The following is a 13,025-nucleotide window of genomic DNA, read 5'->3' as shown; positions in this document are numbered from 1 at the left end:
GTCCTGTTATCCTTCCGCATTCGCTTTTTCCCGACTCATCCCCTGATGGCCAAGAACAAAACCGTATTCAGCTGCACCGAGTGCGGCGGACAGTCGCCCAAATGGCAGGGCCAATGCCCGCATTGCAACGCCTGGAACACGCTGGTGGAGGCGGTGGCCGCGCCGGCGGCGGCCGGCCCGCGCTTCCAGTCCTGGGCGGCTAACGTCACCAAGGTGCAGAAGCTGTCCGAGGTGCAGACCGAGGAAACCCCGCGCGATCCGTCCGGCATCGACGAGCTGGACCGCGTGCTGGGCGGCGGCATCGTCCGCGGCGCGGTGGTGCTGATCGGCGGCGACCCCGGCATCGGTAAGTCCACGCTGCTGTTGCAGGCGCTGTCGCAGATCGGGCAAAACCGCAAGGTATTGTATGTGTCCGGCGAGGAATCGGCGCAGCAGATCGCGCTGCGCGCCTCGAGGCTGGCGCTGGATACCAGCAACGTCGACCTGCTGGCCGAGATCTGCATCGAGAACATCCTGGCCACGCTGAAACGCGAGCAGCCGGACGTGGTGGTGATCGACTCGATCCAGACCCTGTACACCGAGCAGGTGACTTCGGCGCCGGGCTCGGTGTCGCAGGTGCGCGAGTGCGCGGCGCAACTGACGCGGATGGCCAAGCAGAGCGGCATCACCGTGCTGCTGGTCGGCCACGTCACCAAGGAAGGCTCGCTGGCCGGCCCGCGCGTGCTGGAGCACATGGTGGACACCGTGCTGTATTTCGAGGGCGACTCCCATTCCAGCTACCGGATGATACGCGCGATCAAGAACCGCTTCGGCGCGGTCAACGAGCTGGGCGTGTTCGCGATGACCGATCGCGGCCTGAAGGGCGTGTCCAATCCATCTGCCATTTTCCTGTCTTCCTATCGAGACGACGTCGCCGGCTCCTGCGTGCTGGTGACGCAGGAAGGCACGCGGCCGCTGCTGGTGGAGATCCAGGCGCTGGTGGATGACTGCCACGGCTTCCAGCCCAAGCGCCTTACCGTCGGCCTGGAGCAGAACCGGCTGGCGATGCTGCTGGCGGTGCTGCATCGCCACGGCGGCGTGGCCTGCTTCGACCAGGACGTGTTCCTCAACGCGGTGGGCGGCGTCAAGATCAACGAACCGGCGGCCGACCTGGCCATCATCCTGGCCATGGTTTCGTCCTTGCGCAACAAGGCGCTGCCGGAGAAACTGGTGGTGTTCGGCGAGGTGGGCCTGGCTGGCGAGGTGCGGCCGGTGACGCGCGGGCAGGAACGGTTGAAGGAAGCCGCCAAACTCGGCTTCACCCGCGCCATCGTGCCTTCCGCCAACAAGCCGCGGCAGGAAATAGAAGGCCTGAAGGTATTGGCCGTGGACCGCCTGGACCAGGCGGTGGAATATTGCAGGGAGTAGGCGCATGGTCGATCCGCAGGCGATAGAACAGGAACGCCCCTACTTGCTGCGCTACGCGCTGGCGCAATTGCGCGAACGCGACGCGGCCGAGGAGGCGGTGCAGGAAACGCTGCTGGCGGCGCTGGAATCCAAGGACAATTTCTCCGGCAAGTCCACGCTGCGCACCTGGCTCACGTCCATCTTGCGTTTCAAGCTGATCGACGCCTTGCGCCGCAAGGGCAAGGAAAAGCTGTTCGAGTCGCTGGACGATGAGTGCGACGACGGCGATTTCGACGGCTTGTTCACTCGGGACGGCCACTGGCGCGAGCCGGTGCGCGCCTGGAGCGGGCCGGAGGGGCAGCTGATCTCGCGACAGTTCTGGGAGGTGTTCGAGGAGTGTTCCAAAGTGATGCCGCGCCGCACCGCGATGGTGTTCGCGATGCGGGAAGTGATGGGCATGGAGATCGCCGAGATCTGTAACAATCTCGAAATCACCGCGACCAACTGTTCAGTGCTGTTGTATCGCGCGCGGATGAGCCTGCGCGAGTGTTTTTCCATACGCTGGAGCCGGGAGGGCGAGCGATGAAGCTGAATTGCCGCGCGGCCAGCCGGCTGATATCGGCCGGGCTGGACCGGCCGCTTAGCGCGACGGAGCATGTGAGGCTCCGCATGCATTTGTTCCTGTGCGGCAATTGCCGACAATTCTCGCAACAGCTGGGCGCCTTGCGCGAAGCGGCGCGGCGCGCGGGACAGGGGGAGGATGGCTCGACTGGGGAGTAATGTCCTTGGCATCATTTCCGTCGCTGGCGACACTGGGCCTTTCTCCTTGGGGAAAGGCCTTTTTCATGTTCGCCGTTGCCGTTCTCGATGCCTTGCTGCGAACTCATGACGATCGCCCGGACGAGGCGATCGCGCGATTGCCCGGCTTGTTCGCCTCTCCGGATCTTTCCGCCGCCGCGCTCTCTCGGGCGGCGTGGCTGGCCAACCATCTCTTGGGCGAGAAAAAAGGGGATTGGCGCGGCGCCTGGGTTTTGCTCAAAAAACTGCCTCTGGTCGAGGCTGGAGCGGCAATGGCTGCGCCATTGCGTGGTGGCCGCCACCCGCGCTGGGGGAATCGTTCGCCGACGATCTGCGGCCGTGGTTCGACGACTGCGAGCGGCGGGCAAAAAAAGAGCCGGCGGGGCCGGCTCGTGAAACTACAAAGGTAGAGTAGAGAAAAAGTTTGCCGAAACAGGCGCGTCAACGTTTGCGCTTGAGCGGCTTGTCGCCGCCGCTGCGCTGAGGGCAGACGGCGCAAGGTTGTTCGCACATGCCGGCGCCGGTCAGCGATTGCTTGAGCGCGCATACCGAACGCCGACAGGCGATGAAGCGGATTTGCTGTTCGGCGGCCAGCTCTCGGAAATGGCGCATCACGTTGTGGCCGAGGAAGTCGGTGAACAGGATCAGCAGGTCGGTGCCCGCCGGCAGGCGATCCACCTTGCGCTGGTGCGAGCTGTTGCGTCCGCTTAGGTGGCGGTGAATGGTGATGCCGTAGTTTTGCAGCACGTCGGGGATGTTGCCCAGGGTATCGGCTCCAACCAGCATGGCATTCATCGTCTAGCTCCTGTGTGAGTTTTTAGAAATGATAATAATTATCATTTGCAGAGTCAATCGCGTTTTTCAAGATTTTTTTCTTCAGTTGCAAGCCGCGCGGGGCATGCCGGGGGGCTGGTCAACGCTTGAGAATTTCCGCAAACGATTGGCGGACAATGGTTTTTCAGGGGTTTTTTCAAGCTGTGCTCTTGGCGGTCGCCTATTTTGTAATGAGCGGTTTTGCCCTTAGTGCCAGTGTGCCTTGGATGAGGGGAAGGAAATGAGAGAGAGGCTTGCAAAGATCTGGATTTGCTGCGCTTTGTCATGGCTGGCGGTTTCCGGGCCGGGGGCGGCAGGCGCCGACGCGTGGAGCCGCTCGCGGCAGTCCGGCGAGCTGGTGATCGGCCTGGAGGGGACGTTCCCGCCGTACAGCCTGTGGAAGGATGGGCAGTTGCAAGGTTTCGAGGTGGACTTCGGGCGAGCGCTGGCCAAGCAGATGGGACTGAAGGCGCGCTTCCTGCCAACGGTATGGGATCACATGCTGGACAACCTGGCTTCGGATCGGCTGGACGCGGTGATCAATCAGGTGGTAGCCACGCCGGAGCGCGCCACGCGCTTTGATTTTTCCATTCCCTACACCTATTCGGGCTTGCAACTGGTGGTGCGCAAGGCGGACTTGGCGCGTTTTCGCGGCGCGGCGGATCTCGCCGGCGCCCATGTCGGCGTCAGCGCGGGCACCAATTACGAGCAATGGCTGCGCGAAAACGCGCCGCAAGCCCACATCCACCTGTATCCCGACGACCCCACTAAGTACGATGGCTTGCGCCGCGGCGAGGTGAGCGCCATCGTGATCAATCGCCTGGCGGCGTTCAATTTGAGCCTGCAATCGCACGGCGAACTGGCGCCGGCCGGGCGCATGCTGGCGCGGGAGGACGCCTGCGTGGTGCTGCGCAAGGGCAATGCCAAGCTATTGGCCGCGGTCAATCGGGCGATTGGGCATTTGCAGCGCGACGGCACCCTGCAGGCGCTGTCGCGCAAGTGGTTCATGGCCGACATCGTCAGCCGGCCGAAGTAGGCGCTGTCAGCCGTAGACGTCCAGCTGGCTGATCATGCCGGCCTGTCCGTCCTCTTTCACGAACACGCCGGCGCGCCGCATTTGCGCCAGCGGATCGGCGTCGCCTGGATTGGCGCCCAGCGTCAACGGCGCGTCGACGCTGGGCAGCAGGATGGCGCCGATGCCGACATCCTTCAGCGAACTCAGCTGGTCCTTGCCGCCGCTATCGCGGCCGGTCCATATTTTCAATTGGGCGAAGGCCGGGTCGCTCTCGTCGATCGCGCCGTCGCGGTTGTCGTCCAGCTTGGCGAGATCGGCGAAGCCGTCGCCCGACTGCGGGCCGAACAGCTCTCCGCCGTCGTTGATCTTGCCGTCTCCGTTTTTGTCCAACGCCAGCCAGCCGCCCTGGCTGGAGAAGGGCAGATCGACCATCTGGCTGTTGCCCTGCAGATCGAAGCTGACGCTGGCGCCGCTCAGGCCGCCGGCGCCGTCGCCCAGGTTCACCATCAGCGGGTCGCTGCTTTTCTTGCCGCCGGACTGGAAGCTTTGGCTGCTGTGGAATTGGTAGCTGCTTTGCATCTGCACGCTCAGTGAGAACTGCAGCTGCTTGCCATCCTGTGTGGTGATCTGGCCATTGGCGGAGAAGGTCAGCTGTTGCTGCTCCTGATAGTCGATGTCTTGGCGCGCGCTGACTTGCGGCGGCGCGGAGTCTGGCGGCGGCGGGGTGTCCTGGGGGGAGGGCTGGAAGCGCCACAGCTTGAAATGGATGCCGAAAGCTTTTTCCAGTATCGCGGCGATCAGATTGTAGGCGGCGTCCTTGTCCGAGCCCAACTGGTCCAGCAGACTGTTTTGAGCGGCTTCGCTGCTGAGGCTGACACTGTCTGTTGGCGAAGAAGGGGGCGGACGGGATGCCTGGTCCACGGTGACGCTTTGCTTGATGGTGAGGGATTGGCTCTGGCTGAAGCTGCTGCCGAGATTGACGGTGGCGGAGGCGATTTTCATGGCGGCGTCCCTGAAGGCGTACTCCCACGCTATCGGCTCGCCGCCGCCTGACTTGATGCCGCGTCCCTCCGTATTGCCAATGGTTCCAAAGCCTGCGCCGGAGGTTATAAGTCTTTGCCGGAGCGCCAGATCGACCAGACCAGCCACACGCTGTTGAACAGCGCCAGCATGAAGCCTACGAAGCCGAAGAAGGGCAGGCCGAACAGCTTGGGTCCGGCGTTTACCGTCATCACGATGGAGGAGCCTATGATCAGGCAGCCGGTGACGATGCCCATGGTCAGCCGGTTGCTGCTGCGGTCCAGCTGTTTGCCGAAATTGTCCAGCCGCTGCAGGTCCAGGTTGACGCGGAATTTGCCGTGGCGCATGTCGCGGCCGACCCGAACCAGGTCGCGCGGCAGGCCGGAGATCATCTCAAGCCCTTCGGACAGCGATTGCCGGCCCCGCTTGAGCAGCGCCGCCGGGTGATAGCGGGCGACGATCAGCTCCTTGACGAAGGGGGTGATGTGCGCCACCAGCTGGAATTCCGGGTTCAACTGCCGGCCCAGCCCCTCCAGCGTCACCAGCGCCTTGAACAGCATGGCCATGTCCGGGGGCAGCACGATGCCGTGGTTGCGGATCAGCGCCATGATGTCGGCGATCAACTGGCTGATGTTCAGTCCTTTCAGCGGCACGTGCTCGTACTGGAACATGAACTCGCCCACCTCGTCGGCGAATTTCTGCATGTCCACCGGGGTGTTGCCGGTCCACTCTATCAGCACGTCGATGATGCCGTGCTCGTTGTGCTCGGCCACCGCGGACAGCAGGTCGACGATCTCGTCCCGCCGAACGTGGCTGATGCGGCCCACCATGCCGAAGTCGATGAAGGCGATCCGGTGCTCGGACAGGAAGAACACATTGCCGGGGTGCGGATCAGCATGGAAAAAGCCGTTGATCAGTATCATCTTCAGCACCGCGTCCGCGCCCCGCTGGGCCAGCAGCACCGGGTCCAGGCCGCTGTCGCGCAGCCGGGCCAGGTCGCTGGCCGGCACGCCGTCCACATAGCTTTGCACATTGACCGCGGCGTTGGTGTAGGCCCAGTGCACCTGAGGCACCGTGACGAAGGGATCGTCGGTGAAGTCCTTGGCGAAGCGCTCCATATTGCGCGCTTCTATCGCCAGATCCAGCTCGCGTCTGAGCGAGCGCGAGAATTGGGCGACGATGCCGGACGGCTGGTAGCGGCGCAACTCCGGAAACTCCAGCTCCAGCAGGTGGGCGAGGTGGGCCAGGATGCGCAGGTCGGCCTCCACCTTTTCCGCAATGCCGGGACGGCGCAGCTTCACCGCCACTTCGCTGCCATCTTTCAGCCTGGCGCGGTGAACCTGAGCGATGGAGGCGGAGCCTATCGGCCGCATGTCGAACTCGGCGAACAGCTCGCCGGGTTCGCTTCCCAACGCCTCTTTCACCAGGCGGCGCACCGCTTCCGCCGGCACCGGCGGCACGCGATTCTGCAGTTTCTCGAACTCTTCTATCCAGTCCGGAGGAAACACGTCCACCCGCGTGGACAGGATCTGGCCCAGCTTAATGAACGTGGGGCCCAGTTCTTCAAAGGCCAGCCGAACCCGCACCGCTGTCGGCTGGCCGGATTCGTTTTCCGGCAGCGACAGGTTCAGCCATTCGCCGGCCTTTTCCATCGCGCGCGGCAATTTCAGCCGCTGGGCGAACTCTCCCAGGCCATGACGGATCAAAATTCCGCTGATTTCTCTTAATCGCGGTAAGTCCCGCATTGCAATCAAGGTTTCCCGAATCATGTGCTTTTCGCCGTCCCGCTTGGCTTTACACTACCGGTCCCGTCCGATAGAGTGCGGCCTATGAAATTGCAACTCCGCTTATCAGCGCTGGCGCTGGCGGGCTTCATGGTTTTTGCCCAAGCCGCGCCGGACAAGGCCACACCGGACAAGGCCCCGACCGAGGGGAAGGCCGCCGCAGACAGCCCGGCGGCCGACAAATCGGATGACCCCATATCCAAGTACGCCGCTCCGCAAGAGGATGCGGTGGGCGACCTGCTTTTGCAAGCGATGAGCCTGTTGGGCGTCGCCTATCGATTTGGCGGCAACTCTCCCGACGACGGACTGGATTGCAGCGGCTTCATCCGTTACGTGTTCCAGAAGTCGCTGCGGGTGAACCTGCCGCGCACCGCGGCCGGGATGGCCAAGGTGGGCAAATCGGTCGGCCGCGGCGAACTGATGCCGGGAGACCTGGTGTTCTTCAATACCCGCGGCTTCAATTACTCCCATGTCGGCATCTACATGGGCAACAACAAATTCATCCACGCGCCGCGAACGGGCAAGAACATTGAAGTGTCGAACCTGTCGCAGAGCTACTGGACGGCGCGTTACAATGGCGCGCGCAGGGTCAATCGTAGCACCGCAGGGCAGGCGGCCGATACATCCGATGACGTCAGCGTGAAATCCGCTGCCAAGTCGTCGGCGGCACCCGAAGCGGCGAAGTGCCGAAAAGGCAAGAAATGCAAGCCCGCGCCATCGGCTGCCAAAGGCAAGAAGGGCGCCAAGGCGGAAAAGGCGGCGAAGTCAGCAGGCAAGAAGAAAAAGGGCCGGCACTGAGCGGCGCGGTCCGGAAACGATGCCCGCTTCGCGCGGGCATCGTGTTTTCAGGAACAGGAATATGGCATTGAAAATCGAAATACCGGTTTGGCGAGATCCGGAAGGCAATATCGTCGCCTGCGTGGAGAAACTAAAGGTGATGCGCGAGAACCTTGAGGAAATCGCCCAGTTGGCCCAGGACGCGTTCGAGGACGCGGTGCTGATGGGCTGCGAGGAGACGCAGGTGCGCGATTTCCTGGTCGCGATGATGCAAAGCCTGGAAAATCCCTACCGACCTGAGTGAGAAAAGCGGAACATGCCATTTGAAGCCTTTATCGGGCTGCGCTACCTGCGGGCCAAGCGCCGCAACGGATTCATCTCTTTCATTTCCTCGATTTCCATCGTCGGCATCGCCTTGGGCGTGGCCGCGCTGATCATCGTGCTGTCGGTGATGAACGGTTTCCAGAAGGAGATCCGCGGCCGCATCCTCAGCGTGGCCTCGCATCTGGAAGTCAGCGGCTACGACGGCCGCCTGACCGGCTGGCGCGACGCGCAGGCCATGCTGTCCAAGCAGCCGCATGTGCAGGCGGCCGCGCCCTTCGTCAGCAGCCAGGGCCTGTTCGTCGCCTACGGCAACGTGCGGGGCGGTCTGGTGCGCGGCATCGATCCCGCGCTGGAGAACAAGGTGGTGGACGTAGGCCGCCACATGGTGTCCGGCAAGCTGGAAGACCTGAAGCCGGGCAGCTTCGGCATGGCGCTGGGCGTCGAATTGGCGCGCCAGCTGGGCGTCGGCGTCGGCGACAAGGTGACGCTGATGACGCCGCAGGGCAACATCACCCCAGCCGGCATGGTGCCGCGCTCCAAGCAATTCACCGTGGTGGGCGTGTTCAAGGTGGACATGTTCGAATTCGACGCCTCGCTGGCCATGGTCAACCTGCGCGACGCCCAGGTGCTGGAGCGGATGGGCGACGCGGTCAGCGGCGTGCGGCTGAAGCTGGACGATCCGATGCTGGCGCCGCAACTGAAGGCTGAGCTGCGGCCGCGGCTGCCGCAACTGCTGGTGACCGACTGGACCGACACCAACGCCAACTATTTCCGCGCGGTGCAGATCGAGAAGCGGATGATGACCATCATCCTGACCCTGATCGTCGCGGTGGCCGCTTTCAACCTGGTGTCCACGCTGGTGATGGTGGTGACAGACAAGCAGGCGGACATCGCCATCCTGCGCACGCTGGGCGCGTCGCCTGGCAGCATCATGAAGATCTTCGTGATCCAGGGCGCGGTGGCCGGGGTGCTGGGCACGTTGGCCGGCGTGGTCGGCGGAGTGGCGGTCGCGCTGAACCTGGACGTGATCGTGCCGGTGATCGAACGCATCATCGGCAGCAAGATCCTGTCCAGCGACGTCTATATGATCGACTATCTGCCGTCCGACGTGCAGTGGGGCGATGTGTCCACCATCACCATCATTTCGCTGTTGCTGGCGCTGTTCGCCACGCTGTATCCCAGCTGGCGCGCCGCGCGTACCCAACCGGCGGAGGCGCTGCGCTATGAATAAGGTACTGAGCTGCCGCGGGCTGGGCAAACGCTACCAAGAGGGCAAGCTGGCGCTGGACGTGCTGTCCGGCATCGATCTGGAAGTGAGCAAGGGCGAACACCTGGCCATCGTCGGCGCGTCCGGCTCCGGCAAGAGCACGCTGCTGCACCTGTTGGGCGGGCTGGATTCGCCCAGCTCCGGCAGCGTGGAGGTGCTGGGCAAGGACCTGTCCAAGCTGTCCGAAACAGAGCGCGGCCGCCTGCGCAACGAATCGATGGGTTTCGTCTACCAGTTCCATCACCTGTTGCCGGAATTCACCGCGCAGGAAAACGTGATGATGCCGCTGCTGATCCGCCGCATGGACAAGGCCGAGGCCGCGCGCCGCGCAACCGAGATGCTGGAGAAAGTGGGGCTGGGCAAGCGGCTGCCGCACAAGCCGGGCGAACTGTCCGGCGGCGAGAGGCAGCGCGCCGCCATCGCCCGCGCGCTGGTGACGCAACCGGCCTGCTTGTTGGCGGACGAGCCGACCGGCAACCTGGACGCGCAGACGGCCCGCCAGGTATTCGAGCTGATGCTGGAGTTGAACCGCACGCTGGGCACCAGCCTGATCATCGTCACCCACGATCTGGAACTGGCCGGCCGCACCCAACGGGTGTTGCGGCTGAACGAAGGCCGGCTGGCCGGGTCGGATACCGTTTCTGCCTGACGGCGGCTTGCCGCCGCGTTTTGACCAAGGAGTCGGACATTGCTGTTCATCCGCAAGGAAATGGATTTTTTCGCGCTGCTTGACGCGCTGCAGACCAAGAATGGCCTGATCGAGCTGGCGTTGGGCTTCATGTGCGTGCTGGCGGCCTACGCGCTGGCGCGCCGGCTGTATGGCCACTGGTTCGCCGAACATCCGGAACGCTACGACCGTTTTCTGCCCTATACCGGCTTCCGGCTGGTGCTGCCGGTATCGGCCCAGGTGCTGGTGGTGCTGGTCAGCCTGGCCTGGGGCCGGCTGGAGCACGCGCCCATGCTGGTGCTGCATATTCTGAGCGCGCTCTTGTTCTGGCTGGCGGTGATCCGGCTGTGCACGGCGGTGGTGCGCCAGGCCTTTCCGCATAGCCGCTTCGAGCGGCATTCCGAGCACTTCCTGGCCACCGTGCTGTGGCTGGGCTTCGTCAGCTGGACCATAGGCTTCGACGTGGCTGTGATGGATTGGCTGGAGTCGATCAGCTTCTCGATCGGCAAGACCAAGCTGGACTTGTTGACCATCATCAATGGCCTGTTGTGGGTGACGGTGATCGTGGTGGTGGCGCTGTGGGCCAGCCGTGTGATCGAAGCCCGCATCATGAAGCTCAAGCATCTTGATTCCAATCTGCGCATCGTGTTCGCCAAGCTGACCCGCACCGCGCTGGTGGTGGTGGCAGTGCTGATCGCGCTGCCGGTGGTGGGCATCGACCTGACCGTGCTGTCGGTGTTCGGCGGCGCGGTCGGTATCGGCCTGGGCTTCGGCCTGCAGAAGATCGCCAGCAACTTCGTGTCCGGCTTCATCATTCTGCTGGATCGATCCATCCGCATCGGCGACCGGCTGATGGTGGACAACCGGATCGGCTACGTCACCAAAATGACTTCGCGCTACGTGGTGCTGAAGGCCGCAGACGGCACCGAGGCCTTGATTCCGAACGACGCGCTGATGTCCAACACTGTGATCAACCAGTCCTACTCCGACAAGAACATGTGGACCAGCCTGCCGGTGCAAGTAGCGTACGGCACCGATCTGGAACTGGCCATCGAACTGCTGAAGCAGGCGGCGGATCACCCGCGGGTATTGAAGGACCCAGGGGCCAACGCCTTCGTCACCCTGTTTGCCGATAGCGGCATCAACATGGAACTGGGCTTCTGGGTGGCGGACCCGGAAAACGGCTTCATGGGGTTGAAGTCGGACATCAACCTGGCGATCTGGCGCTTGTTCAAGCAGCATAATATCGACATCCCGTTCCCGCAGCGGGAAGTGCGCATCATCGGCGACAAGCCGGCCCAAGGCTGAGGAGGCGGCATGAGCGCGAAACGGCTGGCCATCATTGACGACGACGAGGCGGTCAGGCAGTCGCTGGTGTGGCTGCTGGACGGACAGGGTTACCGCGCGGACGGTTTCGACAGCGGCGAAGCCTTTCTGGCCGACGCGGGCGCGGCCGAATACAATGGCATCGTGCTGGATTTGAGGTTGTCCGGCATCAGCGGCATCGTGTTGCTGGAGAAGCTGGCGCATTGGCCGTACTGCCCGCCGGTGATCATGTTGACTGCCCACGGCGACGTGCCGCACGCGGTGGCGGCGCTGAAGCTTGGCGCGCTCGACTTCATCGAGAAGCCTTTCGACGACGTGCATCTGCTGGAGCGCGCGGCGGCGGCGGTGGCGCTGGACGAGCAGAACCGCTTGCGGCACAGCCTGCAGCGCAAGGTGTCGGCGGCGCTGGCGCTGTTGACCGAACGCGAGCGCGAGGTGATGCAGCTGATCCTGGCCGGCAAGCTGAACAAGCAGATCGCCGAGGAGTTGTGCATCAGCATGAAGACGGTGGAAGTGCACCGTTCGCGGGTGTTCGAGAAAATGGGCGTCAAATCCGCGGTGGAACTGGCCGGCATGCTGGCCGCGCCCGGCGCGCAGGGAGGCAAGGTCTAGATGGGCAGCAAGCAGCCGGTGTCGGTGCTGGTGGTGATCCATAGTCGAGACGGCCGGGCCTTACTGATGGAGCGGGCGGACAAGCCCGGCTATTGGCAATCGGTGACCGGCAGCCGCGAGGGCGACGAAAATCTGCTGGACACCGCCCGGCGCGAGGTGGCTGAGGAAACCGGCCTGGACGCGTCCCGCTTCGCGCTTAGCGACTGGCACATCGTCAACCGCTATGAAATCTACGAGCACTGGCGGCACCGTTACCCGGAAGGCGTCACCCACAACGACGAGCACGTGTTCGGCCTGCTGCTGGATGTGCCATGCGAAGTGGCGCTGGCGCCGCGCGAGCACCTGGGCTACCGTTGGCTGCCCTGGAACGAAGCCGCCGAGCTGGCGTTCTCGCCATCCAACGCCGAGGCGCTGCGCATGCTGCCGGAGAAGCTGGGTCTGACGGCCTGAGCCGCCGATGCTGATATGAGAAACAAGCCCGCCTCGGCGGGCTTTGTCGCGTCCGGACGGCAGAGATGGCCGGCGGATTATGGCTTCGGCATTGGTGGTATGCTCGTCTGTTGGACAGCGCCAGGAGAGCGAATGATGTTTACCGATTTGATGCCGCGCATCGTCGCCGAGCTGGCGCGCGACGAGCGGCTGCACACGGTGCTGTTGTACGGTTCTCGCGCCGACGGCAGCGCCAATCAGGGCAGCGATTACGACATCGCCGCCTTTGGCGCGGTGGCGAAGATGACGCGGGATACCCGCTGCGTCGATGGCCAATACCTGGATGTGTTCCTGTACCCGGACAGCGCGCTGGATGCGCCGACCGAGGCGCACCTGGCGTTGAGGGGAGCCAAAATCCTGAGCCAGCGAGGCGGGGAGGCGAGCCGTTTTCTGGATAGGCTGGACGCGCTTCATGCCGCCGGACCGCAAGCACTGGCAGAAGATGAAGCGCAGGCGCGCCGGGACTGGGCGCACAAGATGGCTGCGCGTATCCAGCGCGGGGATGCCGAGGGCGACTACCGCCGCGTCTGGCTGTTGACAGCCTTGCTGGAAGACTACTTCGCGTTGCGGGGCATGTGGTTCGAGGGGCCGAAGAAAGCGCTGCGCTGGCTGGAGCGGCATGACGGGGAGGGCTGGCTGGCGTTCGAGAGGGCGTTGAAGCCGAATGCCGGGGACCCGGCGATAGCGGCGCTGGTGCTTCGCGTGGCGGGGCCGCCGCGGGCGTGAGCGATGTCCTGAAAGCCCCGG

Annotated in this window: 16 protein-coding genes; 13 read left to right on the top strand and 3 right to left on the bottom strand. The window is 63.8% G+C overall.

Annotated elements, in window-relative coordinates; all coding sequences use genetic code 11:
* Positions 1-45: 45 nt before the first annotated feature.
* From radA to DK842_RS23210, 4 genes are read left to right on the top strand one after another with little or no spacing between them, the layout of a single operon-like run.
* Positions 46-1,407, top strand: coding sequence for a DNA repair protein RadA (radA, locus tag DK842_RS21870; protein WP_114063386.1), 1,362 nt, complete (start codon positions 46-48; stop codon positions 1,405-1,407).
* Between the two features lie 4 nt (positions 1,408-1,411).
* Positions 1,412-1,972, top strand: a complete 561-nt coding sequence (locus DK842_RS21865; protein ID WP_114063385.1) for a sigma-70 family RNA polymerase sigma factor — start codon at positions 1,412-1,414, stop codon at positions 1,970-1,972.
* Positions 1,969-2,166 carry a zf-HC2 domain-containing protein gene (locus tag DK842_RS21860; protein ID WP_114063384.1) on the top strand — a complete coding sequence of 66 codons (198 nt, stop codon included), beginning with the start codon at positions 1,969-1,971 and terminating at the stop codon, positions 2,164-2,166. The genes DK842_RS21865 and DK842_RS21860 overlap by 4 nt, the downstream gene beginning before the upstream one ends.
* Positions 2,167-2,171: 5 nt before the next feature.
* On the top strand, positions 2,172-2,594 hold the full coding sequence (locus tag DK842_RS23210; protein ID WP_145964118.1) for a hypothetical protein: 423 nt from the start codon (positions 2,172-2,174) through the stop codon (positions 2,592-2,594).
* A 31-nt stretch (positions 2,595-2,625) separates the two neighbouring features.
* Here DK842_RS23210 and DK842_RS21855 read toward each other — a convergent pair whose 3' ends face one another.
* On the bottom strand, positions 2,626-2,979 hold the full coding sequence (locus DK842_RS21855; protein ID WP_114063383.1) for a DUF2325 domain-containing protein: 354 nt from the start codon (positions 2,977-2,979) through the stop codon (positions 2,626-2,628).
* Between the two features lie 259 nt (positions 2,980-3,238).
* Between DK842_RS21855 and DK842_RS21850 the strand changes: the two genes are divergently transcribed.
* Positions 3,239-4,033 (top strand): transporter substrate-binding domain-containing protein, encoded by a 795-nt coding sequence (locus DK842_RS21850; RefSeq protein WP_114063382.1) that lies wholly within the window; start codon positions 3,239-3,241, stop codon positions 4,031-4,033.
* Positions 4,034-4,039: 6 nt separating this feature from the next.
* On the opposite strand, the gene DK842_RS21845 is transcribed toward DK842_RS21850, so the two are convergent.
* Both DK842_RS21845 and DK842_RS21840 read right to left on the bottom strand, forming a co-directional pair.
* A complete protein-coding gene (locus DK842_RS21845; RefSeq protein ID WP_114063381.1) occupies positions 4,040-5,014 on the bottom strand; it encodes a hypothetical protein in 975 nt (324 codons plus the stop codon).
* A 104-nt stretch (positions 5,015-5,118) separates the two neighbouring features.
* Positions 5,119-6,738 (bottom strand): ABC1 kinase family protein, encoded by a 1,620-nt coding sequence (locus DK842_RS21840; protein WP_328589937.1) that lies wholly within the window; start codon positions 6,736-6,738, stop codon positions 5,119-5,121.
* A gap of 63 nt (positions 6,739-6,801) precedes the next feature.
* On the opposite strand from DK842_RS21840, the gene DK842_RS21835 reads away from it, so the two are divergent.
* From DK842_RS21835 to DK842_RS21800, 8 genes are all read left to right on the top strand, one after another.
* Positions 6,802-7,614, top strand: coding sequence for a C40 family peptidase (locus DK842_RS21835; RefSeq protein ID WP_114063379.1), 813 nt, complete (start codon positions 6,802-6,804; stop codon positions 7,612-7,614).
* Positions 7,615-7,675: 61 nt separating this feature from the next.
* Positions 7,676-7,897: a hypothetical protein gene (locus DK842_RS21830; protein WP_168191754.1), complete on the top strand. Its 222-nt coding sequence runs from the start codon at positions 7,676-7,678 to the stop codon at positions 7,895-7,897.
* A gap of 12 nt (positions 7,898-7,909) precedes the next feature.
* Positions 7,910-9,148 (top strand): lipoprotein-releasing ABC transporter permease subunit, encoded by a 1,239-nt coding sequence (locus DK842_RS21825; protein ID WP_114063378.1) that lies wholly within the window; start codon positions 7,910-7,912, stop codon positions 9,146-9,148.
* Positions 9,141-9,833 (top strand): lipoprotein-releasing ABC transporter ATP-binding protein LolD, encoded by a 693-nt coding sequence (lolD, locus tag DK842_RS21820; protein ID WP_114063377.1) that lies wholly within the window; start codon positions 9,141-9,143, stop codon positions 9,831-9,833. The genes DK842_RS21825 and lolD overlap by 8 nt, the downstream gene beginning before the upstream one ends.
* Before the next feature lie 39 nt (positions 9,834-9,872).
* A complete protein-coding gene (locus DK842_RS21815) occupies positions 9,873-11,159 on the top strand; it encodes a mechanosensitive ion channel family protein (RefSeq protein WP_114063376.1) in 1,287 nt (428 codons plus the stop codon).
* 9 nt (positions 11,160-11,168) lie between these two features.
* The gene (locus DK842_RS21810) at positions 11,169-11,789 is read left to right on the top strand and encodes a response regulator transcription factor (protein ID WP_114063375.1); all 621 of its coding nucleotides are present in this window, start codon (positions 11,169-11,171) and stop codon (positions 11,787-11,789) included.
* The gene (gene nudB, locus DK842_RS21805) at positions 11,790-12,239 is read left to right on the top strand and encodes a dihydroneopterin triphosphate diphosphatase (protein WP_114063374.1); all 450 of its coding nucleotides are present in this window, start codon (positions 11,790-11,792) and stop codon (positions 12,237-12,239) included. It begins immediately after the preceding gene.
* A gap of 132 nt (positions 12,240-12,371) precedes the next feature.
* Entirely contained in the window at positions 12,372-13,004 is a 633-nt protein-coding gene (locus DK842_RS21800; protein WP_114063373.1) for a nucleotidyltransferase domain-containing protein, read from the top strand.
* Positions 13,005-13,025: the final 21 nt, after the last annotated feature.

It is taken from the genome of Chromobacterium phragmitis (assembly GCF_003325475.1).
Lineage (GTDB): Bacteria > Pseudomonadota > Gammaproteobacteria > Burkholderiales > Chromobacteriaceae > Chromobacterium > Chromobacterium phragmitis.
This window is presented reverse-complemented; position numbering and strand designations above follow the sequence as displayed.

What these genes read in the sequence shown, in the direction of transcription:
- radA (WP_114063386.1), top strand. Translation starts at nt 46, where the DNA reads ATGGCCAAGAACAAAACCGTATTCAGCTGCACCGAGTGCGGCGGACAG.
- DK842_RS21865 (WP_114063385.1), top strand. Translation starts at nt 1,412, where the DNA reads ATGGTCGATCCGCAGGCGATAGAACAGGAACGCCCCTACTTGCTGCGC.
- DK842_RS21860 (WP_114063384.1), top strand. Translation starts at nt 1,969, where the DNA reads ATGAAGCTGAATTGCCGCGCGGCCAGCCGGCTGATATCGGCCGGGCTG.
- DK842_RS21855 (WP_114063383.1), bottom strand. Translation starts at nt 2,979, where the DNA reads ATGAATGCCATGCTGGTTGGAGCCGATACCCTGGGCAACATCCCCGAC.
- DK842_RS21850 (WP_114063382.1), top strand. Translation starts at nt 3,239, where the DNA reads ATGAGAGAGAGGCTTGCAAAGATCTGGATTTGCTGCGCTTTGTCATGG.
- DK842_RS21845 (WP_114063381.1), bottom strand. Translation starts at nt 5,014, where the DNA reads ATGAAAATCGCCTCCGCCACCGTCAATCTCGGCAGCAGCTTCAGCCAG.
- DK842_RS21830 (WP_168191754.1), top strand. Translation starts at nt 7,676, where the DNA reads ATGGCATTGAAAATCGAAATACCGGTTTGGCGAGATCCGGAAGGCAAT.
- DK842_RS21825 (WP_114063378.1), top strand. Translation starts at nt 7,910, where the DNA reads ATGCCATTTGAAGCCTTTATCGGGCTGCGCTACCTGCGGGCCAAGCGC.
- lolD (WP_114063377.1), top strand. Translation starts at nt 9,141, where the DNA reads ATGAATAAGGTACTGAGCTGCCGCGGGCTGGGCAAACGCTACCAAGAG.
- DK842_RS21810 (WP_114063375.1), top strand. Translation starts at nt 11,169, where the DNA reads ATGAGCGCGAAACGGCTGGCCATCATTGACGACGACGAGGCGGTCAGG.
- nudB (WP_114063374.1), top strand. Translation starts at nt 11,790, where the DNA reads ATGGGCAGCAAGCAGCCGGTGTCGGTGCTGGTGGTGATCCATAGTCGA.
- DK842_RS21800 (WP_114063373.1), top strand. Translation starts at nt 12,372, where the DNA reads ATGATGTTTACCGATTTGATGCCGCGCATCGTCGCCGAGCTGGCGCGC.